This window comes from Paenibacillus sp. NMA1017 (assembly GCF_058895805.1).
Genome location: NZ_JBZXYR010000004.1, coordinates 89,551 through 115,461, shown reverse-complemented (window position 1 = coordinate 115,461; position 25,911 = coordinate 89,551). Strand labels below are relative to the sequence as shown.

The window sequence follows — 25,911 nt, the reverse complement described above, 5'->3', positions numbered from 1 at the left end:
TAACATAGACTAGAGGTGAGAGCTTAATGAATATAAAAAACAAAGTTTTGTTTAAAACGGCGCTGCTGTCCATTTCCTTAGTCCTGACATCAGCAAGTGCCATTTCGGCTGTCATACCGATGATGCTGAACCAATTATCAGGCGTCTCCAGTTCGCTGATTGAAAGCGTAGTCACGATTCCATCTTTCTCGATGATGCTGTTTGTGCTGTTGAGTGGCCCGATTTCTTCCCGATTGGGTAAAAAAAATACAGTCCTGCTAGGGCTTTTGCTCGTGGTCATCGGCGGAATACTTCCCATGTTCACGACGAACATTACATGGATTCTTGCGCTGCGTTTGGTACTAGGTGCAGGTCTCGGGATGTTCAATTCGCTGGCCGTCAGTTTAATTAGTGATTTTTTTGAAGGGGACGAACGGGCTCAATTAGTAGGCTTTCAAAGCGCCGTTCAAGGGCTCGGAAGTAGCTTGGCTACCTTTGTGGCAGGGCAGCTCGCCCTAATCGACTGGCAGTTCGCTTTTTTATGCTATGCTATTACCATTCCTATTGCGCTATTATTCTTTCTAATCATTCCCGAACCAGAGCACGAGGAGCCTACAGTAGAGAGTTCAACAGAAAAGGGTCACAAGAGCGGGGGAATATCCATACCTGTACTTGGATTAGGGGCTGCACTTTTTCTGTTTATGACTTTTATCATGATTGTATATACCAAAACAGGCATTATGATTGCTGAAAAGAGTATGCCCAATGCTGGTTTTTTAGGAACTGCGTTAACGCTGTTTTCCTTGTCCACCATGATTGCAGGCTTCCTGTTTGGTAGAATATATAAATGGTTTAGAAATTACGCTCCCTTTATCTCCAGTCTATTAACAGCAACAGGTTTTGTACTATTATGGTTTGCTCAGAATGTGACCATGGTTACCGTTGCCATGCTGATCATTGGCTTTAGTTTTGCGCTATTTATTCCTTATATTTTTACCATACTAACTAAAATCGTACCTAAAGGCAGTGAGACGATATCTATTTCAATTGCGATGGTAGGCTCCAATTTGGGAGCGTTTGCTTCGCCTTATGTGATCAAGTTAGTTGGCGTGTTGTCTGGAAATGAAACGGCCTCATTTTCCTTCCTTGTCTCTGCGATTGTATTTACGATTGCAGCACTCCTCTGTCTGGGAATCGCTATTAGAGGAAAGGGAAGCAAAACTCAGGCGGCAGTCCACAGTTAATGGGGGAGTCTGAAGGAGGAGTCAGTGTTTATGAACCTTCATGAGTTGGATCAGTTGCTGAGAAACAAAACGGAAATTGAACTTTTACAACAGCAAAACAATCAGGTGATTAATGATCTCTCCAAGGATTCGGAAAGTGAGCGATATTTTGATATGAATCAGAAAATGTATCGAATGCCCGCTTTATTTTTCTTCGGAGAACATGATATTTATATTAACAAGCACAACAGATTTGCTTCTATGCTGGAGCACATGCATGAATTTATTGAATTAAACTATGTTTACTCAGGTAAGTGCAATCAAATCATAGCGGGCAAAGAAATTCAGCTTTGTGAAGGCCAAGTATGTGTCCTGGATAAGGATGTGCCCCACAGCATCGCCCCTTTGGGAGAAGACGATATACTTATTAATATCTTGCTGCAAAGAGAAACGATTTCATCCCTATTTCTGCAGCGGCTATCTAAGAAAAAAAGTCTGATTGGAGAATTTCTGGCTAACTCTGTCCTCCAGCATCAGCACCATAATCACTTTATTATTTTTAAGTCGCAGCATAATGAAAACCTTCAATATATATTGCGTAGAATCTTGATTGAATATTTTTCCAGGCAAGAGGATTCGATGGAGTTGGTCAAGGCTTATTTGCCAATTGTATTTGGGGAATTGGTCCGTGTATTGGAAAGCGAGCATAATATTCAATTAAACCAGCAGGAAAATAATATTACCTCTATTCTCAATTACATGGAAGAGCATTATCAGCATTTAAGCCTGCAGCAGCTTTCTAATCATTTTAATTACAATAGTACGTATTTAAGTAATAAGTTAAAAAAAGTAACCGGTCTTACTTACACTCAGCTTATTGCTAACATTAAACTCAATGCAGCCTATTCTTTGGTAGTGAATACTAATCTGCCGTTCGAAATGATATTTAAGCAGGTAGGATATAACAGCATGAGTTTTTTCTATAAAAAGTTTAAAACAGCGTATGGTGCTACCCCTCAAAATATCCGAAACAAACAGTTGAGGAAATGAAGGATATACAAGGACGTCCAATTCTATTGGGCGTCTATATTTGTTATAATATCTGCAAATTAAGCTGGTGTTTATAAGGGAGGATACATCCTTGGAAGCAATACTAAGACGTCACTGGCCGGAGTGGAACGGAACGCTGCAGGAACGAACCGGGGGTTGGAATAATACGACGTATTTTGTTAAGCGTGGTGGACGAAGCGGGGTGCTGCGTGTTTACGATACACACAGGGATCGGGACAAAATTGAATTTGAGCATGCGGTTTTGCAGGAGCTGAGTAAGCATTCTCTATCATTCAGGATACCCCAGCCTATTCCAACGGTCACGGGAGAGACGCTTGCTCAACTGGAGAAGGGAAGCGGTAAATATATGTGTCTGTTCGAATACATAGAAGGCATATCACCACTGGAGCAGGATTCAAGCTTTGCCTATTCTTTTGGCGAGACTACGGGGGAATTATCGGCTGTACTTGCGACATTCATTCTTGATATGACTCCAGTCTATCGACCGTATTATGCTCTGCAGCAATCCTATCCATTATGTGACCGAGAAACGGTCCAAGGGTTTTGTTTACATCCTCCTGAGCCTCTAAAGGATTTGCATGAAGAACTGCGATTAATAAGAGAGGTTTATGAAGAGATTACAGATTCGCTTCATGCATTGGAAGAGTTGCCGCATCAGCTTGTACATGGAGACTTGAATGCTTCCAATTTGTTAGTAAAGGATTCGGATCATAGTCTAGTAACTGCACTGCTTGATTTTGAATTTTGTACGTTAGACGTTCGGGTTATGGAGCCGGCAGTCATCTTATCAGGATTTTTGGGACAACCAGAGGAGGCGACAGCCGTTCGGGATTTTTGCCGGGGCTTCAGCCGCCAGGTTCATTTAAGCCACACTGAGATTGATGCTTTGCCTGTATTGATGCTGCTTAGGAAGGTAGATGTATTTCTTCATTTTTTGAGTCGCTTTCTGGAAGGAACGGATCAGTCACACGTATTGCAAGAGCAGGTCAAACAGATCTCTGCCGACTTGCGCCAGCTTTCTACCAGCAGTAGCTGGATTCAGGAAGAGTTGGTCCAAGCTGGAACAGTGTATGAATAAACGAGCTAAATGCCGCGTGGAAATAGACCTTTTCACAGATGGGTATGTACTGGTCATCGGAGATTTGCGCCAAATGCAAAAGGATCAGTTGTTTGCAGAGGAGAGCATATGGAACAGTGTCATGACCATGCCTTTATTCGTGCGTCCGTATTTGTTTACGAGTCGTGACCGTTCAACAGCTTTGGAATCCATCACAGCCGCCCCGTTATCTGATACAACCTGGATTGTCATGGATGATTTCTTTATGCGGGGGTCCTACGAGCGGGTAGGGAATAAACCGTTGGTAGAAGAGGATATTGTGTTCCCGATCGGTTACGGCTATAGCACGGATAGCAGAAAAGACAGAACATATAGTCTGTCCTGGGGAACGGGCACGGTTTCCAAACCGGAAGGGGAGACAGTGTTCAAGTCTTCGCGGAAATTTTTAGATAACGGTGTGTATTCAAGTATCGTTGCGGACTGTTTTGGTCCTTGGGAAGAGCGGGAGTGGCACAAAACGCTGGATAATCCGTTGTATCGGGAGGAGCGTCGAAAAGCACTGGCCGAATTCGGATTCCCGGAAGACATTTCATATGATGAGTTCAACCGTCAAACGGGAGGACTGACACGTTCGGAATATCTCGCTTATTTGGCAAGGACCTATAGCGGAAAAAGGAAGATGAAATGATGCGGTTATACATCCTTTTAGGAGGGGCCAATGAAATATCTTAAAGATTGTCCAGAACCAGGCATGGGAACCTGGTACTTTGAAATAGATTCAGATGGCGTAGCCTATCGGCAAATTGTTATACAGGATGATGGCACGTATATTGCTTCTAATCGCAAGCACGAGCAATATCATTTCTTGTTAGCCGAGAAAGCAATTGATGATACGGAGCTCTATTATACGAAAATTACAAAAAAAGAGTTTGAAGAAGTCTGGTCCAATAATCTTCACACCTTCAACAAGGAATGGCATCAAATCAAAAATGCACTGCCCGTTGGGACTAAGGTAAAGGGTTATATTGAAGCATTTTTTCCACATGGTACGCTTATTCATATTTTCCAGCATCATGCGGTCGGATTGTTAGACACTCGTACATATGAGGAAAAGACACCATCCGAGTGGATGTATCCGAAGCATGAGGTCACAGCAATTGTAAAAGGATACGACGAAGTGAATCAGTGGGTGATTTTAGATCAAACGCAGGTTTTCAAAAATCAGTTCGCAGGTTGAATGTGAATTTTGGAATATACAGGAAGGGGAATGAACATGCATACGTTAACGGTGGATGAACTGGTGGATCAGGACAACCATGCATGGGAAGAGGTCAGAAATATCCTGGAAGGAGGGAGGAATCCATATCGCATTGTATCGGCAGAATCGGAATCTGCTAGGGGAGATACGCTATACCATCTGCAGGTGAGTACCAAATCGTACTTGGGAACGGTTGCCTATGAGACAGGGGGAATCGTGTTTGATTGCGGTTGGATCACCTTGCTGGGGGCGGGTGGCTCTGGAATTTTCGGTAGCTTGACCTCATGGAACGGGCTTCAAGAGCCGGAAAGTGTTCCTGCGCTTGAGGGTATGCTGATTGTGGCCTATGATGCAGCAGGTGGATTTTTTGGATTGGATACAGGGAAATTCGGACGTAGCGGTCATATCTACTATTTTACACCAGATGCATTGGAATGGGAATCTACAGAGCTGGCCTATTTCGGTTTCTTGAGCTGGCTGGCTGAGGGAGATTTGGGCTTGTTCTACCAGACATTCCGTTGGAATGGTTGGCAGTCGGATATGGAGCAACTTCAGCCAGGCGAGGTATTTGCTTATTACCCGCCGTTATGGACTCAGGAAGGTGGCGGAGAGACCAGCCAAAAATCGCCTATAGCGGTAACAGAAGCGTGGCAGGCGGTAGTGGATAAGGAATAGCTCGTACGAGCTCAAGACCGTTTATTACTATAAACGTGAGAACCTTCAACCTCATGAAAGTGTGGCTGAATGGGTTGAAAAAGATGGAGAAGGTTGAAAAAGGTAGAAACAACAACTCTTAGAGGCATCGAGGTATGGAGGTTGGTAGATATGTGGAGTATTCACTTTGAACAACCGTTTGTAATAAGTCAGGAAGCAACGGATGAACAAATCATAAATTTTTTGAAAACATGGAACATAAAGCTATCAGAGCAGGAGGTTCACGAAATCAAGCAAAGACAAGTGAACCCTTTTCCAAAATCGTCTCCATTTTATGATCAATATAAACCTCTAGATCCTGTTGGTTGGCATCTGCCCCAAGGACAATTTCCTGACAGCTATATGGATTTTTTGAAATACTCTAACGGCGGGGAGTTTCAAAATGGAGAACGTTATTTTCAGTTTTTCAATACCGAAGATTTGAGAGAAATGAACCTCGCCTACGAGCTGCCAGAGTATATGCCGGGTGCCGTGTCGTTTGCGATGGATGGGTGCGGAAACCACTATATGTTTGATATGAGAGAGGAAAAAAGAAACAACGAATATCCCGTTCTTTTTGCTCATTCTGGTAGCTTGGGGTATGACGAATGTGAACAGGTTGCCCATTCTTTTATAGAGCTGTGTACGGAAAAATGGGCATTATATTGATACCTGTATGATTCTGCCCAATATATAGCCAATAGCGAGAAAGTCCATTGAATTGGACTTCTCGCTATTGTGTTATATTTTTGCACAAAGCTATCTTACATATGTTGTGGCCTGATTGCCGGCATAATCTTCAAGCACGATCTTTAGCGAGCTGGTACGAGAAGTAGGGGTAAAAGTCAGTTCACTTAATTTTGTTCTTCCCCGGACAATGTAAGGAAACTTTTTCGATACATAAGTTACGCCAAATTGCTTGGGCACATCGTTTTCGTATACATATAAATAATGCCAGTCCTTCAAGGTTGGTAGAGCAAGCGTATACGTTGACCCAGTGACCGTCACATTCTCTTTTGCATAAGGCTCTATCATCGTGTCTGCGAGATGCCCGGTATATGCTACAGGTTCATGATCACCGATGGCGATACGTAGTGTGTAGCGATCACCGTTTGTGGGCAGATCGGTAAACGTAGCCGTTTCAGCGCCATTGTCCGCCGTAATGGTTTTCTGGAATGCGGTGTCCGTATAGTCGGTGGTCAAGGTCAATTTAACCGATCTGTCCGCCTCAGAGGGATTTTTCCACGTTACTGTAGCCTTACCGTTTTCTTGAGTCTCCACTTTAATGTCACTGACGGCAGCATTCAGATCGTAGCCTAATCGAGCCGGTTCGCTTTCCGTTCCATCAGCCCCAACTGCGGTAAGCATTAATTCACCGGATTTATGGTTTAGGGATTTAATATAATAGGTTGAGTCATAAATTCCGCCGATATAGGAGCCGTTCTCATACAGATTGTATTGTTTAACTTTGGAGTAATCCTCAAGGTCCCAGGCTACGAGCATTTCGTTCGTATCGGTCAGTGCCTTGGTGATTTTAAATCCTGTCGGCGCAGCTGGTTTCCGGGCAGAACTGTCTGTTATCTTGATTTGGCCGATATTCATCTGATAGTTTTTGATTGTTTTATTCGCGTTATCAAAAGATAAACCGAAAGCTACAATTGTTTTTCCTTTATAGACACTCAAATCCAGTTTGTGGCTTACCCAGCCCGTGGTTTGTTTACCAGAGTTAGGGATGCTGACTTTTACGACTTGGCCGGGGTTATCCTTGAAAATAAGTCCGATATTCAGCATCGAGCTGTCATCGGAGGAAGGCTTGTTGTACGTGATGGACAAGTTTGAATTCTTATTTACCGACAGATCCGTTTTATACAGGCGTAAAAAGTTATCTGAATTCAGCTCTCCGTTAACGACGAGGGAGCTACCGCCCTGATAAGCGCCCACAGGCTGATAGGTAAACCGAGTACCTTTGGCATAATTCAGGCCATAGTCGTAGTCAACCGAGAGCGGTTTACCTTGGGTATCGAGCCACCATTGCCAGGTCACCGGGATATCCTGAATATTGATGTTGGACCATTCCTTGGGATTGGAAACAACTCCATTCACCACATACTGCAAGCCATGTCCAGTATTGAAGCTGGTATTAAAATGGGAGCCACGAATGACAGAACGTTCGGCGATATATGCCGCGATACCGTCCCAGTTTGCGCCTGAAGCTTTTACATCGGACAAATCTACACTTGGGTTTCTTTGTGCATGGACGGGATTCTGATTCGGACCGGACCACCAGACACGGTCGCGGATAAAGGTCATCCATTGATAGGCATTGTCAGCTCTGCGATTGGTGTCCTGTCCGCCAAACTCTTCATCCAGCGCATTATGTGTGAAATCTGCTCCCAACGTTGCGATACTGTTCATCGGCTGCCCGTTATCACCGATATTCAGACGAAGATCGTATTTTTGCTTCCATCTGCCAAAGTCACCGTTCCCGCCCTCAATCCCAGCAAAAACGGTTTTAAGAGGGTCCAGACGCAATTGCTTGGCATGGTCGCGGGAGCTTTTCAGCTTCGCTTTGTCCCACCAATAATTCAGAAAAATAGAATCGGACACCTGTCCGTATTGCTTGTCTTTGACAAACGGGCTGTTCACGGCATTAAACTCATTTTGATAAGCAATTTTACCGGTTTCGTTTACGGTGGAGTCGTACCATTGCACATACATGCCCTGATCTCGTAAGTATTTCATAAACTGCTTGTAACGGGGGATGTCCTCCTTAGCTACGCCCTTTGAAGCTTCTTCCTGGTTGATGAAATAGCCGTCATAGCCATAATATTTCGCCATTTCGATCAATTTTTTGGCTACCGGAAATCCACCCTGAGCATCCTGCACGAGCATTTGCTTATACGTTTGCGGTCCACGGTCATTATCCGAGAAAAAAATGCAGGCGATGGAGAGGACGCCGTTTTTGTGCGCCGCATTCGTATAGCCCGGATTTGGAATGTTCAGAATGCTGAACTCGAACCATTTTTCCGTCCAATCCTTTTGGGGATCGTATAGCTCTTCGGGAACATGGGCGGTAGGCATGCCATGCCAGTAGCCGTAATAGTCAGTATACTGCCAGTAATTGAACAAATATTGGCTGAATTTATTGGTATAGGGATAGCTATCGAAGAAAGCGTTTCCATAATCGCCGCTGAGTGTAAACATTTGCGTGTCAGGACTTAAAGCAGGCTGAGCCTGTGTGGCTGCAAAGGGGCTGTTTCGTTGTTGTAGTGGGACACGGGCGCGAAGCATATCTCCATAGACATCCTGGGTAGGAGTCCAGTCCAAAATATGTGAGCTGGCGTATCCATGCTGATAAGGCTGATTCGGCCCTTTGGCGCTTTCTCCTTCATACGGGAGGGTATCGCCTGCATACACGGATGGAGAGAGGGTTTGACTTAACAGGACAGAAGTCAAAACCAGCGCAGTCCATTTTAAAGCGAACTTGTGAACCTTGTTACGTTTCATAGTTCATCCCCCTAGCGAGTATTTATCCCCCTAAAGATAATCAATAAAATGGTTTTTACATAGAGGATAAATTAAAGATATAGCGTTTAAATTAAAGAAAATCACGCTTTTCATGAATGCGCTTACTTATCTCCTGCGAAGGACATGGTATACTTTATTTACGCATGAACGATCCTGGAGGGCTTATACGATGAAAAGGGGCCATAGATACACAGCTTATTTTAAAAACAACATGTTCCTGAGGATACTAGTGTTGTTCTCCTGTATTGCCATTTTGTCAATTATTACGATTGCATATGTCACGTATATATCCATATCGCAATCCATCGTTCGACGGGAACTGGATACTCAGAAAGCAGCGATGGAGAGTGTTGACCGCTATATCCATCTCCGGCATGAATCCGTTCAGAACATGGTACGGGATATGTACCGGAATGAGGCGCTCTCGATGAATGTTTCTTTTTTTATGGACCACGCGTATTCCGAATATGTACAGCACCGCATGGACGAAACGTACATGGAGAGTCATGATTATTCAACAGATGTGCTCACCTATTTTAAAAATTGGCTGGATGAAAATAGCGATATTAGCAATTTGATATTGTACAGTGCCGACCAGCAATATTTGTCCACCTTCAATGAGAGCAAGCAATTCAAGCAATTTCCGGTGCATGCGGCGCGTTCCTTTGTACCGGATGTGATGGCTGCCGAAAGCAAAAGCGTCTCTGCTCCGAATTACTGGATTCGGAAGGCGGTCGGTCAGTGGAGCCCCTCGTTATATTCGTTACAAGTCCCCATTAACAATAAGCAAACACTCAAAAATACCGGTCAGCTTCTAGTATTTCTAAATTCCAAAAGTATCTCCAATGCACTTGCCAGCTATGGGAACAACCTGAAGGGAGAAATTATCGTTCTGTCCACCCATGGAACGGTTCTGTTCGATTCAAGGAATAACTATTACGGAAAAACGTACCCTTATGTGGAAGTGACCCGATCGTTATATGACGATGTGGATGCCGATGTTGGGATCATTCAGGCAAAGCAAAATATGTACATTAACAAACTGATTTCTCCAGATGAAGGGTATGTCGTGATTGGGGCAGTCCCCAATGAGGAAATGGCTCAATCGTACCGGGGTATCCGTAATACGATTTTGACAATCAGTGTCATTTGTATTCTGTTTGCTGTGCTATTCCCTGCCTTTTTCGTCATTAACTTTGCTAAACGAACGAATCGGATTATTAAATTTACTCGTCAGGTGAAAAATGGTGACCTCACAGCTCGCATCCAAGACCCCCGAGAGGATGAGCTGGGACAAATCTCTCGAAGCTTCAACGATATGCTGGATGAACTTAATCTATATATTGAACGGGTGTATAAAGCAGAGATCAAGCAAAAGCAAACGGAGCTCGTTGCCTTGCAGGCACGTATTCATCCACATTTTTTGTATAACACGCTTGAAGTGATACGTATGAGGGCGATTTCCCAGGGAGCCAAGGATGTAGGAGAAATGATCTATAGCTTATCGGTGTTGTTCAAAAGCCTGGTTCAGCAGAAAAAAATATACACGCTTAAAGATGAATTGGAGGCTTGCAGATTATATCTTGAGTTGTTCAGAATACGCTACAAGGAAAGGTTCAATTACACGATTACGGTCGACCCCGAATTGTATACCCGTTCTGTCATGAAGCTGATGCTTCAACCCATCATTGAGAATTATATTGTTCATGGTATCCAAAGCGACCGGAATGATAATGTGCTGACCATTGATGTGCGGGACACGGGGGAGGTTCTGCTGGTTGAGATCCGTGACAATGGGAAGGGCATTGAAGAGGAGCGTTTGAAACAGATTCTGGAGGAACTGGAACGCCAGGAGGAAGATGGACAAATGTTTGGATTACGCAGTGTGCACACCCGACTTCGGTTTTTACATGGAGCCGATTCCGGGATTGAACTGGAGAGCCGCAGCGGCGAGGGAACGACGATTCGGGTACGATGCCCCAACAGGGAAGGGATGGATGCCATATATGTATAAAGTATTTATTGTAGACGATGAGCCTTTTATCATTGAGGGATTATACGATATTGTGGATTGGACCTCTTTTGGGCTAGAAATTGTCGGACATGCGGAAAATGGATCTTTGGCGCTGAAAGCGCTGGCCTCCAGACCCGTGGACGTACTGATTACGGACATTTCTATGCCGACGATGAATGGTCTCAGGCTGATTTATGAGGCGAGAAAGCTGCATGCTGACTTGAAGGTGATTGTGTTGAGCGGATTTAATGAATTTGATTACTTGAAGGAAGGCATGAAGCTGGGCATCGAAAATTACCTTTTGAAGCCGATTAATGTGGAGGAACTGGAATCCACTTTATGCAATACAACGGAGAAGTTGGACAGGTCCCGGTTGGATCAACAATATGAGACGTTTGGGGTGCAGGTTCTCAAGGAAAATACATTGTACCGTTGGCTGACAGGACAGATTGCGCCTACAGAATTTCAGGAACGTGCTGAATTGATAGGTTTTTCGTTAAATATCCCCTTCATGGAGGTAGCCGTGTTACGGACGGAAGGGGATTCGGCAGGAATGCATCAACAGTTAAGGCAGTACATTCAACACCAGCCCGATTTAACATTGTTTCGCGATGTTGATGCGGTTAGTGTAATCATTGCTGCACTACCGAATTATGATGAGGGCAGACAGGACTTGATAACGCTGTTGGAGAATTTCTCTGTTCAGTGGTCGAAGGACGGGGAAGAAACAGTTTATATCGGGATAGGCAGCGCCGGTTCGCTTGCTGCAGCTCCACGCAGCTATAATGAAGCTAAAAAATCACTGGAATATTTTATGCTATATGATGACCGCCGGATCATGGACTATACGTTGCTGAAGGAGGGCGGGGGAAATGCTGGCGAGACTTGTTCCATCGAATGGAAGGATTATGCGAAACTGATTATAGCAAGAGACCTAGATGCGCTTACCGCACGGATTCAGAGTGATTTTGAGCAAATCCAGCATCTTGAAAGTGTTACCCCGGATGAATTGCGGAATATGGCGCTGGAGCTGGTGATCCGGTTTAAGATGGAACTGGAGAGCATCAAGCATTCCAATGAGTCGGACCGGTTTCAGCAGGGGCTTCACCAGATAAAATGCTGTACGACATGGGCAGAGCTGGTGAGTGCGCTTCAGCATGTGGCGACAGAAACGGTGAATTCACTGCTGCAAGATATGAAAAACCCTATTGTAAGTCAGGTGTTGTCCTATATCCATGTTCATTATGCCAAGGAGCTATCATTAAAAATATTAGGATACCAGTACCACCTTCATCCCGTTTATCTCGGTCAGTTGTTTCATAAGGAAACGGGCGAAACCTTTGCTGAATATATCAATCAGTACCGGATTAAAAAAGCCAAGGAACAGCTTAAAAACACCAATCTCAAGGTACACGAAATTGCGCGGAACGTGGGGTATTGGGAGACGGGATATTTTTATAAGCAGTTCAGAAAATATGTGGGCATTTCCCCGACAGACTATAAAGGATTGGGATAAATACCAGGTGTACATGGATTTCTTTAATTTGTACCTTGGTTTATTAAGTTTATCTTCTTTATGAAAGTGCTTACATTAGTTAAGGTTAACGTAGTTGCTTCATAAATGAGGATTTCGCAAAATAAGGGAGGATCATACATGGGTAAAAGCAAAAGAAGCTACTCGTTTGTTGTGGTGATGTGTATGGTGTTGACGCTCATTCTCAGTGCTTGTGGAGGAAGCAACGCTGGCGGGGAAACGACGAATGGAGGAGCGGAAAAGCCAGTAGAACTGATCTGGTACACCATTGGTACGCCTCAAAAAGATGTAGATCGGGTGATGGAAGAGGTTAGCAAGTATACCCAAAAGAAAATAAACGCCACGATCAAAATGAAAATGGTCGATTGGGGCGACTACCCGCAAAAAATGCAGGTGAATGTGGCTTCGGGAGAGCCAATGGATATTGTATTTACGGCTTCCGGTGGCTTTGATTATGTGCAAAATGCCAGAAAGGGTGCATTCATGGAACTGGACGACTTGCTTGACAAGTACGGTCAGGATCTTAAAAAGACGATTGATCCTGCATTTCTGGAAGGCTCCAAGGTGGATGGTCATCATTATGGCATTCCTGCCAACAAGGAGCTTCCGCAGCAAGAGGTATGGCGGTTCAATAAAAAATTGCTGACCCAATACAAGCTGGACCTTTCCAATGTCCGCTCGCTGGATAGCCTGGAGCCTCTGCTCAAAACGATTAAAGAAAACGAGCCCGGCGTAACGGCATTCGGCATGGACAAAAACTATGTTCCCTATGTTCCCTATGACTATATCATTCAAAACCTGCCGATGGCTGTCAAACTGGATACTACGGATTATAAGATCGTAAACATCTTGGAAACGCCTGAAATGAAGCAGGCGCTGACGACGATGCATAAGTATTACAAGGCCGGATACGTATCACCGGAAGCTGCAACCACAGGCTCGACCAATGATTTAACAACGTCCGGAAACTGGTTTCTGGATCGTGCGCAGACTCAACCGCTAGCCGATAATCTATGGTCTGCAAGTTACGGCTATCCGGTGATATCGACACCTGCCAGTGATCCAATTGTGACCAATACGTCTGTTCAGGGTTCCATTATGGCGATTTCGGCTAACTCGGCAAACCCTGAAAAGGCGATGCAGTTCCTGAACCTGCTGAGTACAGATCCGGTTTTACGTAATATGGTTGACTCTGGTATTGAAGGAGTGCATTACAAAAAAACAGATGGCCAGTACATCGAAAATCTGGCTGATTCCAAAAACTATGACATGCCTTCTTATTCGCTCGGCAACAATATGCTCCTGTATCTGAATCCCAATGATCCTGCTGACAAATGGGAGCAATTCAAGAAGTTCAACTCGGAAGGAAAAAACTCTCCAATCCTGAGCTTCAACTTTGACAGCAGTAAAGTATCTGCGGAGATGGCAGCCGTTCAGAACATCAAAGAGCAATTTTGGGCTTCGCTGATGACAGGCACGCTGGACCCGGAAACGAATCTCCCGAAAGTAATTGAGAAATTCAAGCAGGCTGGGCTGGATAAGGTGATGGTGGAAGCGCAATCCCAGCTTGATGCCTGGAAGGAAAAAGACAGCAAATAATACTTTAGATTGTGAAATATAAGCGAGATCGGGCGGGCGCAAGTTACGCCCGGTCTTTTTCCAATAGCTATTTTAGCTGATTTTCTCATTACAGATTGGGAGGGGCTACCTATGGCCGCATTTATCAGAAATGTGATTAGAAACAAAGTTATGCTGTTCATGGTGCTGCCCGGCGCTATCTGGTTCTTCTTATTTTCATATCTGCCGCTGGTCGGGACAGTGTCTGCTTTCAAGCAATATCGTTTTAACAGGGAAGGATTCTGGGCCAGTATTTATACAAGCAAGTGGGTGGGTTGGGATAACTTCAAGTTTCTGTTCAATAACAATGATGCCTACGTCATCACACGAAATACCCTTTTGTATAACCTGGTCTTTATTATTCTTGGCCTTGTTTTTTCAGTAGCTATGGCTATTCTGCTCTCCGAGCTGATTAACAAACGGTTGGCGAAGCTGTACCAGACAGGCATGTTTCTCCCATATTTTCTATCATGGGTCATCGTGGGCTACTTTGCCTTCAGCTTTCTGAGCATGGATCGGGGAATGCTGAATCAAATTATCGCAGGGTTTGGCATCGAGCCGATTCAGTGGTATTCGGAGGCCGCCTATTGGCCGTATATCTTGATTTTAGTCAGTCTATGGAAGGCGATCGGCTATAACAGTGTCGTATATCTGGCTTCGATTTTGGGTATCGACAAATCCTTATATGAAGCAGCCATGATAGATGGAGCCAGCAAGTGGCAGCAAATTCGTAATGTGACGATCCCTTTGCTCTCGCCGATCATTATCATTATGACGCTGCTTGCAGTCGGACGGATTTTTTATGCGGATTTTGGTTTGTTCTATCAGGTGCCGAGAGATTCGGGCACCTTGTATTCGGTAACGAACGTCATCGACACCTATGTATATCGTGGGCTGAAAACGACAGGGGAAATCGGGATGAGCACAGCGGCAGGTTTGTATCAGTCGGTGGTTGGCTTCGTTCTCGTCATTCTATCCAATTATGTTGTGCGAAAAATAGATAAAGACAGCGCTTTGTTCTAAGAAAAGAGGAGAGGGGTGTGGACTGTGGCTTCTGGAAAAGAAAGAAAAAAACGAGATTTCCATCATATTTCACGGGGCTGGAATGCTGTTCTAAATGTGATAGCAGGGGTGTTCGCGTTTCTATGTGTATTTCCCTTTTTGTTCGTCGTCATTATTTCCCTAACCGATGAGAAAACGCTGGCGCGGGACGGATATCGGTTGCTCCCGGCTCAATGGAGTCTGGAAGCCTACCGCTTCATATTTCGCACCAGTGATACGCTACTGCGCTCTTATGGAGTGACGATTGCCGTAACGGTCATCGGTACGGTGATCAGCCTCATTCTCATTTCGTTATATGCGTATGCCATTTCACGAAAGAGCTTCCGTTACCGGAGATTCTTTTCCATTTTTGCGATTTTAACCATGCTCTTTAATGGCGGAATGATCCCGACCTATATGGTCGTTTCCCAATTGCTCGGGCTCAAGGATACGATTTGGGCTTTGATTTTGCCGCTGGCTATGAATGCCTTTTATATTATGATCCTTCGCACGTTCTATAGCACCAGCGTGCCAGATGCCATCGTCGAATCAGCCAAAATAGATGGGGCAGGCGAGTTTTACACCTTTTTAAAAATCGTGCTTCCACTCTCTCTGCCCGGACTTGCAACCATTGGCTTATTCAGCACGCTTGGTTACTGGAATGACTGGTTTAATGCCCTGTTGTATATTGACAATCCCAATCTGGTGCCACTTCAGTCCATGCTGATGCGGATTGAATCCAGCATTCAGTTCATCCAGCAAAATTCGCAAAACAGCTCTATGAGTCTGGCTGCACTTCAATCCATTCCGCAGGATACTTCACGGATGGCGATGGTGGTGCTAGCGACGCTGCCTATTATATTCGCGTATCCTTTTTTCCAGCGTTACTTTGTGCAGGGACTTACGGTTGGGGCTGTGAAGGAATAACAGGGAAGGAGAGACATGAACATGTTGATTTATAAAGATAAAAGCAAACCGATCGAAGAACGGGTGGAGCACTTAATCGGTTTGATGACAATAGAGGAAAAGGTGGGGCAGCTTATACAGCCCTTTGGCTGGCAAGTGTATGAGCACATAGACGGGGAATTGTCCCTACATCATGATTTCAAGCAGCAGGTGCAAAATGGGGGAGTTGGTTCCTTATACGGAGTGCTTCGGGCCGATCCGTGGACCGGGGTGACCTTGGAGAATGGCTTATCCGCCAAGCAAGGGGCGGAGGCTGTGAATTTGATTCAACGCTATGCGATAGAGCATTCCCGGCTGGGTATCCCGATACTGATCGGCGAGGAATGCTCTCATGGGCATATGGCGATTGACGGCACTGTGTTTCCGGTTCCGCTGTCCATCGGTAGCACATGGAATGTGGATTTGTACCGCGATATGTGCCGTGCGGTTGCGAGTGAAACCCGTGCTCAGGGCGGGGCGGTCACGTACTCGCCCGTGCTTGATGTTGTGCGTGATCCGCGCTGGGGGCGCACGGAGGAATGCTATGGCGAAGACCCTTATCTCATCGGCGAATTTGCTGTTGCCGCAGTGGAGGGACTCCAAGGGGAGAGCTTACTCAGCGAACATAGCGTAGCTGCCACATTAAAGCATTTTGCAGGTTATGGCAGCTCGGAAGGCGGACGTAATGCCGGACCTGTGCATATGGGCTGGCGCGAGCTTCTGGAAGTGGATCTGTATCCATTTCAAAAAGCGGTGAAAGCAGGGGCGCAGTCTATTATGCCAGCCTATAACGAAATCGACGGTGTACCGTGTACTGTGAATGCTGAGCTATTGGACGATATTCTACGTCAGGCGTGGGGATTTGACGGTCTGATCATTACGGACTGTGGCGCGATTGAAATGTTAGCGAGCGGGCACGATGTGGCCGAGGATGGATCGGATGCCGCTGTGCAGGCGATTCGTGCAGGGATTGATATGGAAATGTCCGGCGAAATGTTCGGAAGTCATCTGGTCGAGGCGGTTCACGCTGGCAAGCTGGAGACGAGCGTGCTGGAGCGGGCGGTTCGCAGGGTGCTCACATTAAAATTTAGGCTGGGTCTGTTTGACAAACCGTATGTGGATGCGGAACGAGCAGAGCAGGTGATTGGTCAGGCGGAGCATATTCGGTTGGCTCGTGAGCTTGCGACCGAGGGGATTGTGCTGCTCAAAAACGTCGATAGAACGCTTCCCCTGCCGAAAACCTCCAAGCGTATTGCGGTCATCGGCCCGAATGCGGATCAGATCTACAACCAACTGGGCGATTATACATCACCGCAGCAGAGATCCCGTGTGGTAACTGTACTTGATGGCATCCGTAGCAAATTAAGCAAGCATCAGGCTGGCGTTCTATATGCACCTGGTTGTCGGATCAAGGGAGAATCCCGGGAAGGCTTTGAAAATGCACTGGCATGTTCGGCTGAGGCCGATACCGTGGTGATGGTGATTGGAGGGTCCAGCACCCGCGATTTCGGGGAAGGAACGATTGATCTGAAAACCGGCGCATCGAAGGTATCGGATCACGATTGGAACGACATGGAATGCGGCGAAGGCATCGACCGGATGACGTTGGGGCTTGCGGGCGTACAGCTCCAACTTATGCAGGAAGTCTACAGGCTGGGGAAAGAGCTTGTCGTCGTTTATATGAACGGGCGACCGATTGCTGAGCCATGGGTGGAGGAGCACGCACACGCCATTGTGGAAGCATGGTATCCCGGTCAGGAGGGAGGGCATGCAATCGCAGATATTTTATTTGGGGATGTAAACCCTTCGGGACGTTTGACTCTTTCCATCCCTAAACATGTGGGGCAGTTGCCGGTATATTACAACGGCAAACGTTCCCGGGGCAAGCGGTATCTGGAGGACGATGCCGAGCCGCGTTATCCGTTTGGTTACGGTCTTAGCTACACGACGTTTAGCTATGAAAGGCTTACATTAAGCGCCAATTCGATCCGAGCGGGCGAATCCGTTACGGTTACAGTCGATGTAACCAACACGGGCGACCGGGAAGGGGCTGAAGTAGTTCAGTTGTATATCTCGGACACGGTGAGCTCGGTGACCCGTCCAATCAGGGAACTCAAGGGCTTTTACAAGATTGTATTAAAGCCAGGAGAAACACGGACGGTTGAGTTTGTTGTAGGCTCCGACAAGCTGCAATATATAGGGCGTGATCTACAGCCAGTCGTTGAGGCAGGGCGATTTTCTATTCAAGTAGGCAGGCACTCCAAAGATACCCTGTGTGCCGAGTTAATCGTACGGGAGGATGAATAATGGAGCGTATCAAACGCCTGATTCGAGAATTGTCGGAATGCCAATGGCTGGAGAAGCTGGATTTGCGAAGCTGGAACATGACACGCTCCACTTACCAAACACCAGGTCAATACGAAGACGCCGCACCTTTAATGGAAGGACTGGACCTCAAGCGATTCCCCAGCAGTCAGGGGACGACTTATTTTTTTCGAACGCAGTTGGATGTCCCGACAGCATGGTTGAGAGAGCCTTTTGGATTGGTGTTTGAGTCCGGGGGAGAAGGTTTGCTGCGGGTCAATGGTGCTTCCTATCACGGGCTTGATCGCAATCATACTTATGTCACGCTTAATCCGCAGGTCATTGGGACTTCACCGGAATTGGAGATTGAGCTGTTTGATCCTGTACCTGAGCCCGTAGATCCGCTCAATCGGCAGGCTGTCATTCAACCTCCGATTTCTTCTATTACAAGCTATCTTGTACGGCCCAATAAGCCCGTGCAGAGCCTGATGTATACCGTTACCGTTATTAGCGAAGCCGCTCTATTACTGCCTGAGGGCGATATCCGAAGAATACGCCTGCTGAAGGCTCTGTATGGGGTGATGGATCGTTTTGCGAATCTGGAGGAAGACGCCATTCGAGTAGGGGAAGCGATCTCAGCCACAGAAAAGGAGTTCATTCAGCAGGTTCAGGAGATCGGTGAAAATGCGCAAGGTTTGGAGCACATGGTAGGACAGTCGCACATTGACATTGCTTGGCTGTGGCCTATGCGCGAGACCGTGCGGAAAACAAGCCGAACCTTCTCAACGGTGGATGCGCTGATGGATGAATACCCGGCCTATCAATATGCACAGAGTCAGCCGCTGCTGTTTTCTTTTGTAAAGGAAAATGATCCAGAGCTGTATGAACGGATCAAAGCAAGAGTCGCCGAAGGACGGTGGGAGCTGGTTGGGGGGATGTGGGTAGAGCCTGATTTGAATCTGCCCAGTGGCGAATCACTGATTCGGCAAATGCTGTATGGTCAGCGTTTTTACCAACAGGAATTCGGCAAAACCTCTCATATCGAATGGCTGCCGGATACGTTCGGCTACTGTGCGTCCCTGCCGCAGATTTTAAAGCATGGGAAGATAGACTACTTTATGACAACCAAGCTCGGCTGGAATGATACGAATGTGTTTCCTTACGATTTGTTCCACTGGGTGGGCATCGATGGTACTTCGATGTTGTCCTACCTCAATCATGGCGTGAATGAAAATACACGGCCACAGGATATTCATGACCATTGGCAGTCCTATCGTGAAAAATCGGCTCATCCTGAGCACATGTTGCTCTATGGACATGGAGACGGCGGTGGCGGCGTTACGCGTGAAATGCTGGAATATATAGAGCGTTCTCCGCTAATGGTGGGACTGCCTGCGAGTCGGTTCAGCACGGCAGGGCAATTTTTTGCAGGCATAGATCAGGCGCATCCGAAGCTTCCCCAATGGCATGGTGACTTGTACCTTGAGTTGCACCGGGGAACCTACACGACTCATGCCCGCAACAAACGCAATAATCGAAAAGCGGAGGGAGTCTACCGCGAGGCAGAGCTGTGGAGCACGCTGGCATTACCAAAGCTGGAGCCGGAGCAGGTGCAGGACATCTGTTCGGCATTGCATGAGGGCTGGAAGCTGATTTTGTTGAATCAGTTCCACGATATTATCCCCGGCTCTGCGATTACCGAGGTTTACGGCACTTCGGATAAGGAGTATCAGCAAATTTTCGAATGGGGACATGTCGGGCTTCAACAGGGGATTACGACGCTGGCGGCTCAAGTGAACACGGAAGGCTCGAGGACAGGAATGCCGTATCTTGTGTTTAACAGCCTGGGCTGGAGCCGTAGTGCTGTGATCCATATCGCTACGGAATCGGCAAAGGGATTGTATGCCTACCACTACGCTAATGATGAAGCCGAGCGGCTAGACACCGATGTGGAGGAAGGCGGCATTTCGGTGCGTATTCCAGACATTCCTGCACTGGGCTACAAAACGATTTGGTTGGAGCGAGAACAGGCTCAAGCAGGTGAGAAGCCCGAGATCGCTGTGATATCTGGATCGCTGGGGGATATGTGGGAGACGGGATTTTATAAGGTGCAATTTAACGAACGGGGCGAAATGATTCGTCTGCTGGATAAAGCAGCAAACCGTGAAATCTTGAAGCAAGGGGAACGGGCAAACCGTTTTTATTTTTTCCATGACCGTCCGACGCTGTGGGATGCATGGGATTTGGATGACCGCTATGAGGAACAGGTAGCAGAAGAAGCCGAGTTGCTGGAAAAACAACTAGTGCTTCAGGGGAAAACGAAGGATGTGCTGCGCTTCCGTTGGCGAATCCATCAATCTGAAATGACACAGGACGTGACCTTTTATCATCATGAGCGGCGAATTGATTTCAAGACGCATGTGAGCTGGAATGAAGCGCACAAGTTGCTAAAGGTAGGCTTTCCTGTAGATGTGGTTACGGACAAGGCGACTTATGAAATTCCGTTCGGTGCTTTGGAGCGGCCGACCCATCGGAATACGAGCTGGGAGCAGGCGCAGTACGAAGTGTGCGGACACCGATTTGCGGATGTTTCCGAGTACGGGTATGGCGTGAGTCTGCTCAATGATTGCAAATATGGCTACGACATTCAAGACAGCACCCTCCGTCTGTCTCTTCTGCGTGCACCCAAATGGCCGGATAAAGATGCCGATCTGGGCGAACACGATTTTACGTATTCGCTATATCCGCATGTGGGAGACTGGCGCAGCGCCCATACCTTGCGTCATGCGGCTGAGCTAAACCAAGATATGCCTGTTGTGCAGCAACAAAAGCACAGCACTGGAGTGCTGCCGAGCAGCGGATCATTCATCAGTTTGGATAGCCGTCACATTGTGCTGGATACGATCAAGCCGGCCGAAGATGGACTGGGGACGATTCTTCGTTTGTACGAATCTTCCGGGGGACGGGAAACGATCAAGCTGACCTGGCCTTACATGTTCAACGCAGCTTACGTGTCGAATGCGCTGGAGGAACCTCTGCAGCCGCTTGAGCTGGAAGGTAGCTGTCTCACATTGTCTTTTACACCTTATGAAATTAAAACGATACGCTTGCAATAGATATGATAAAGGAGTGAAAAAGCTATTGGAACAATTCAGACTTCCCAAAATATCAATGCCCAACCTTGACTTGCCGCAGGCTGTTCAGGACTTACTTAAGGAAGCGGAGCAAGCACTGGCTCATAGGCCGAAGTTGCTGAAGCTGTTTAAAAACTGCTTTCCAAATTCACTGGAGACGACGACCAAACTAATGGATGATGGGACAACGTTTCTCATTACAGGTGATATTCCGGCTCTCTGGTTGCGGGATTCCGTGGAGCAGGTCATTCATTATGTGCCGTTAGCCAAGGAGGATGCTGATTTACAGCGTATCATTGGTGGTCTGATCAAGCGCCATATTCATTATGTCCTCATAGACCCGTACGCGAATGCGTTCAATGAGACGGCGAATGACTGGCACTGGAACGCGGCCGATGAGACGGAAATGTCGCCATGGGTGTGGGAACGAAAATTTGAGATCGACTCGCTGTGTTTTGTTATACGGCTGGCTTATATGTACTGGAAGGAAACAGAGCTTACCGATATTTTTGATTCAAAATTCAAGATGGCTCTGCGTAAAATGGTGGATGTGTTCAAAACGGAGCAGCGTCACCAAGAACAATCTGCGTATCGGTTTACGCGTAATAACGGCATTTTCACCGATTCCTTGCGCAATCAGGGACTCGGCATGCCTGTAAATTATACAGGGATGATTTGGTCGGGCTTCCGTTCCAGTGATGATGCTTGCGATTTCCACTACAATATACCCGGTAATATGTTTGCTGTGGTTGCTTTACGGCAGATGCAGGAGTTTGCGGAGTGGGTATTTCGTGATATGGACTTCCTGAACGAGCTGAAGGAGCTGGAAGCTGAGGTGGAGCACGGTATCCGCTTGTACGGCATTTACCGACACCCGGTATTCGGGCCTATATATGCTTATGAAACGGACGGATTTGGCAACTACTGCCTGATGGATGATGCGGGTACACCTGGATTGATGTCCATTCCGTATTTGGGCTATACGACGGCGGACGATCCTATCTATCAAAATACGAGACGCTTCGCTTTAAGTCAGGAGAATCCGTTTTACTATGAAGGCAAGGCGGCTAAAGGCATCGGAAGTCCGCACACTCTGCCGGGTTACATCTGGCATATGTCCCTGTCTATGCAAGGGTTAACGGCCCAGACCACAGAAGAAAAGCTGGAGATGATCCGGATGCTGGAAGCGACCGATGGCGACACCGGATATCTGCATGAAGGCTTTCATGCAGATGATCCCACGGTTTATACGAGAAAATGGTTCGCCTGGTCCAACAGTCTGTTTGCCCAGCTTGTGTATAAGGCCATGAAGGATGGCTTGTTATGAATGAATCCACAGTAAGCCCATCCATCGTTGTTTTTAGTGAGCAAGGCTTTCCCGCTATAGGTAGCCTGTTGCCGGACGAGGCGTTTCATGGAGTTGCAGACGTGGTGGTCGTACGAGCCGATGAACTGGCTGAAACGTTAAAACATATAGAAAGTGGCTGTTTTGTCAATCTGCATGCACCGTATTTCCCAAAATCCGCTTGGACCGAAATCGTTGCATTCCTTCGCAGGGGAGGGGGGCTGCTTAACGTTGGGGGAGCACCCTTTAAGCATCCAGTCCGCGATCCTGCTGATGAGCATGGAGATTGGTGGATTGAGACTGAGCAGACTGCGTATCATCAGGAATTGCATATTCATGAGGTGCTGAGAGTAGACGCGTCGAAGGTGGCTTCCCTGGTCGCATCAGAGGATATTCCTGTGCTGTGTGGTCAGGAGTCTCTGTTCCGGGTGGCGGATACGTGGAATCTCGTTCCACATACGACCAAAGGCAGCGATCTGCCGCACCAAATGGGTTCTGCCGGGCCGATGAATACGCAAATTTATTCTTTGCTAAAAGGTGTCAGTGCAGACGGACGGGACATTGCCGCCCCGGTGGTGCTATGGGAGCATGCCCGAGGTCTGTTTGCTGGCGCACGCTGGATGTTTGTCCAATTACCGTTGATAGCTTCCTTTTGGGAACAGGATGGTGAGCAGCTGCTTGCCCAATGGGCACGTTTTTGCGCTAAGGGGGTGACGGAGCTATCTATCAAGCCAAACTATGCTGCTTATGAGCCTGGGGAACGAGCCGTACTGACACTCCAAACCCAAAGATTGCAGCGAGGAGGAACCACGCCCAGATATCACGAGATATGGAACTTTGACCTGATGGTGGAGCAAATATTGGATGATCACAGTCAGCAGGCATGGAGCAAGCGCTTGCAGATTGAGGTTAGCCGAGAACAGGACTTTGTACGTATTCCCCTTGCCTTTTCCATCCTAAGCGGTTTATATCGGGTCATTTGCCGAGCCGAGTCATCGGATGGTGAAGTGCGTATATTGCGACAGGGTTTTTGGGGGCAGGATGCCGAACTGCTGGCTGAAGGACAGATCATCATGCGTAGTCGGGACTATTTTATAAAGGATGGGCGCCCGTTGCCTGTTGTCGGCATGACCTATATGACCTCAGACGTAGCACGGAAGTTTCTGTTTTTGCCCAATGCGGCAATTTGGGACCGGGATATGGCCCAGATGGCCAAAGCGGGCATCAACTGGATTCGTACAGGGGTATGGACGGCATATCGCAATATGATGCAGATAGACGGACACGCTTCGGAAGAGGTGCTTCGTGCGATTGATGCTTTTCTGCTGACAGCTAAAAGGCATGGCTTGCAGGTGACGTTCACGTTCTTTTCTTTTACACCGGAAACATGGGAAGGGGTTAACCCTTATCTCGATCCGCAAAGCGTGGAAGCACAAAAGCGCTTCATTCGCAGTATTGTCAGCCGTCACACGGCTACAACCCATGTGGATTGGGATCTGATAAACGAGCCTTCCATGTTTGATTCGTCGCGTATTTTCGCAGAGGGTCCACGCTCTGCGAGGGACTCATGGGAACAGGCGGCATTCAGCACATGGCTGGAGCAACGGCACGGCAGCATTGAGGCTTTGCAGGAAGCATGGAATATGACGCCACAGCAGCTTCCCTGTTTTGCATCTGCCACAGTTCCCGAGCCGGAGGAGATCAACTTCGACGTTCAGGATATGCATCAGGCCAAAAAGGGAGTCAAGTGGCTGGATTACTGTCTGTTCTCGATGGAAATGCACAATCTGTGGGCTGAGCAATTGGCGACTACGATTCGGGAGCTTTGTCCTGGGCATTTGGTAACTGTAGGTCAGGACGAGGCACTGGGCGCGCAGCGACCGTCTCCGTTTTTTTATGAGGCTGTGGTGGATTATACGACGGTGCATTCATGGTGGTTGAATGATCATTTGGTGTGGGACGGTATTTTTGCCAAAACACCAGACAAACCGAATCTCGTGCAGGAAACCGGAATCATGTATGTTGAGACGTCGGATGGTCGAGCCAAGCGTTCAGAGGCGGAGCTGCGCGACATGCTGGAGCGCAAGTATGCGTATGCCTTTTCGACTGGTGGAGCGGGTGCGATTCATTGGATCTGGAATACGAACTTTTATATGGATAATGCCAATGAATCGCACATTGGTGCGTTACGTGCGGATGGGACCGAGAAGCCGGAAGCAGAGGTATCTTACGATTTTGGGCGTTTTATGAATGATATTCGCGATCTGTTTACAGACCGGAAGCTGGAGGAAACGGCTGTTGTATTCCCGTATTCCAATGATTTCTCCAACCGATCACTTGCCTTTGATGCCACGACACGGCTTACCCGGGTGATGTCCTATGATCTCAAGCAGCCGTTCCGTGCCGTCTCTGAGTATCATCTGGACTCGCTCAAGCGGCAGTTACCAAAACTGATTATGATCCCCAGCGCGCACAATTTCGACAGTACATCGCTGGAATATCTTTTGGAAATGGTGCAATCCTTCGGTGTGACGCTACTAGTCACCGGGCCACTGGGACTTGATCCTTACTGGAAAATGACCGACCGGGTCGATGACCTGATTGGGCAGCGTACACTGGGGAACGTCCAACGGGAGGAAGTACTGAGTCTGGAGGGTCAAACCTTCCCTGTCTCATTCGGTCAGCGGCGAATTGCTGAGGTGGCTAAGGAGGCACAACTGTCACCGGAAGCGGATGGAGCGATGGGTGATGAAGTCGTGAACCTGCCGCTTGGTAAGGGGCGCTTGATCTGGAGTCCGCTTCCACTGGAGTTGAATGGCAGGGATGAGCCGATTGCTGAGCTATATCGCTACGCTCTCACTGCCGCCGGGGTGGAGCGAAAACTGGAGTGGATAGTCGGTGGCGATCAGCAGGGACTATATGGACGTAAGCTGAATTTCGAGAATGGGGGCTTGTATATTTTCGTATCGGAGTTTTCCCGGGATACCCAGGTGCGTGTTCGGGATAAGGAGACTGGATTATCCTACGCTTTTCTGTTGCCAAGGAGCCGCTCTGTCTTGTTTGCTGTGGATCGAGAAGGTCAGTTGCTAGCGGTATATCGACCCGAGGACGTGACGATTGAAGTGATGCAGTGAACAATGGCAGGTCAAGACATACGGTGAGGAGATA

Annotated in this window: 17 protein-coding genes; 16 read left to right on the top strand and 1 reads right to left on the bottom strand. The window is 47.3% G+C overall.

Features of this window, described 5'->3' with window-relative positions:
- Positions 1-26: 26 nt before the first annotated feature.
- The 7 genes from AC5ELV_RS12700 (at position 27) to AC5ELV_RS12670 (ending at position 5,950) form a co-directional block, all read left to right on the top strand.
- Entirely contained in the window at positions 27-1,223 is a 1,197-nt protein-coding gene (locus AC5ELV_RS12700; protein ID WP_493430498.1) for an MFS transporter, read from the top strand.
- A gap of 30 nt (positions 1,224-1,253) precedes the next feature.
- Entirely contained in the window at positions 1,254-2,252 is a 999-nt protein-coding gene (locus tag AC5ELV_RS12695) for an AraC family transcriptional regulator (protein ID WP_493430497.1), read from the top strand.
- A 91-nt stretch (positions 2,253-2,343) separates the two neighbouring features.
- Positions 2,344-3,351 (top strand): phosphotransferase enzyme family protein, encoded by a 1,008-nt coding sequence (locus tag AC5ELV_RS12690; protein WP_493430496.1) that lies wholly within the window; start codon positions 2,344-2,346, stop codon positions 3,349-3,351.
- Positions 3,344-4,018 carry an immunity 26/phosphotriesterase HocA family protein gene (locus AC5ELV_RS12685; RefSeq protein WP_493430495.1) on the top strand — a complete coding sequence of 225 codons (675 nt, stop codon included), beginning with the start codon at positions 3,344-3,346 and terminating at the stop codon, positions 4,016-4,018. The genes AC5ELV_RS12690 and AC5ELV_RS12685 overlap by 8 nt, the downstream gene beginning before the upstream one ends.
- 30 nt (positions 4,019-4,048) lie before the next feature.
- Positions 4,049-4,567 (top strand): hypothetical protein, encoded by a 519-nt coding sequence (locus AC5ELV_RS12680; RefSeq protein WP_493430494.1) that lies wholly within the window; start codon positions 4,049-4,051, stop codon positions 4,565-4,567.
- A gap of 36 nt (positions 4,568-4,603) precedes the next feature.
- Positions 4,604-5,263, top strand: a complete 660-nt coding sequence (locus AC5ELV_RS12675; RefSeq protein ID WP_493430493.1) for a DUF2625 domain-containing protein — start codon at positions 4,604-4,606, stop codon at positions 5,261-5,263.
- Between the two features lie 150 nt (positions 5,264-5,413).
- Positions 5,414-5,950, top strand: coding sequence for an SMI1/KNR4 family protein (locus tag AC5ELV_RS12670; RefSeq protein ID WP_493430492.1), 537 nt, complete (start codon positions 5,414-5,416; stop codon positions 5,948-5,950).
- A gap of 90 nt (positions 5,951-6,040) precedes the next feature.
- On the opposite strand, the gene AC5ELV_RS12665 is transcribed toward AC5ELV_RS12670, so the two are convergent.
- Positions 6,041-8,788 (bottom strand): endo-beta-N-acetylglucosaminidase, encoded by a 2,748-nt coding sequence (locus AC5ELV_RS12665; protein WP_493430491.1) that lies wholly within the window; start codon positions 8,786-8,788, stop codon positions 6,041-6,043.
- A gap of 190 nt (positions 8,789-8,978) precedes the next feature.
- Here AC5ELV_RS12665 and AC5ELV_RS12660 point away from each other — a divergent pair, with 190 nt between their 5' ends.
- From AC5ELV_RS12660 to AC5ELV_RS12620, 9 genes are all read left to right on the top strand, one after another.
- A complete protein-coding gene (locus tag AC5ELV_RS12660) occupies positions 8,979-10,823 on the top strand; it encodes a sensor histidine kinase (RefSeq protein ID WP_493430490.1) in 1,845 nt (614 codons plus the stop codon).
- Complete coding sequence (locus AC5ELV_RS12655) at positions 10,816-12,339, top strand: response regulator (protein WP_493430489.1); 1,524 nt, start codon at positions 10,816-10,818, stop codon at positions 12,337-12,339. Before AC5ELV_RS12660 ends, AC5ELV_RS12655 begins: the two co-directional genes overlap by 8 nt.
- 138 nt (positions 12,340-12,477) lie before the next feature.
- Positions 12,478-13,956 (top strand): ABC transporter substrate-binding protein, encoded by a 1,479-nt coding sequence (locus AC5ELV_RS12650; RefSeq protein WP_493430488.1) that lies wholly within the window; start codon positions 12,478-12,480, stop codon positions 13,954-13,956.
- Between the two features lie 111 nt (positions 13,957-14,067).
- Positions 14,068-14,997 carry an ABC transporter permease gene (locus tag AC5ELV_RS12645; protein WP_493430487.1) on the top strand — a complete coding sequence of 310 codons (930 nt, stop codon included), beginning with the start codon at positions 14,068-14,070 and terminating at the stop codon, positions 14,995-14,997.
- Positions 14,998-15,021: 24 nt separating this feature from the next.
- Positions 15,022-15,942 carry a carbohydrate ABC transporter permease gene (locus tag AC5ELV_RS12640; RefSeq protein WP_493430486.1) on the top strand — a complete coding sequence of 307 codons (921 nt, stop codon included), beginning with the start codon at positions 15,022-15,024 and terminating at the stop codon, positions 15,940-15,942.
- A gap of 21 nt (positions 15,943-15,963) precedes the next feature.
- Positions 15,964-18,267, top strand: coding sequence for a glycoside hydrolase family 3 N-terminal domain-containing protein (locus tag AC5ELV_RS12635; RefSeq protein ID WP_493430485.1), 2,304 nt, complete (start codon positions 15,964-15,966; stop codon positions 18,265-18,267).
- On the top strand, positions 18,267-21,380 hold the full coding sequence (locus AC5ELV_RS12630; protein ID WP_493430484.1) for an alpha-mannosidase: 3,114 nt from the start codon (positions 18,267-18,269) through the stop codon (positions 21,378-21,380). Before AC5ELV_RS12635 ends, AC5ELV_RS12630 begins: the two co-directional genes overlap by 1 nt.
- Positions 21,381-21,405: 25 nt before the next feature.
- Positions 21,406-22,725, top strand: coding sequence for a glycoside hydrolase family 125 protein (locus tag AC5ELV_RS12625; RefSeq protein ID WP_493430483.1), 1,320 nt, complete (start codon positions 21,406-21,408; stop codon positions 22,723-22,725).
- Positions 22,722-25,877 (top strand): beta-galactosidase, encoded by a 3,156-nt coding sequence (locus AC5ELV_RS12620; RefSeq protein WP_493430482.1) that lies wholly within the window; start codon positions 22,722-22,724, stop codon positions 25,875-25,877. Before AC5ELV_RS12625 ends, AC5ELV_RS12620 begins: the two co-directional genes overlap by 4 nt.
- The last annotated feature ends 34 nt before the right edge of the window (positions 25,878-25,911 follow it).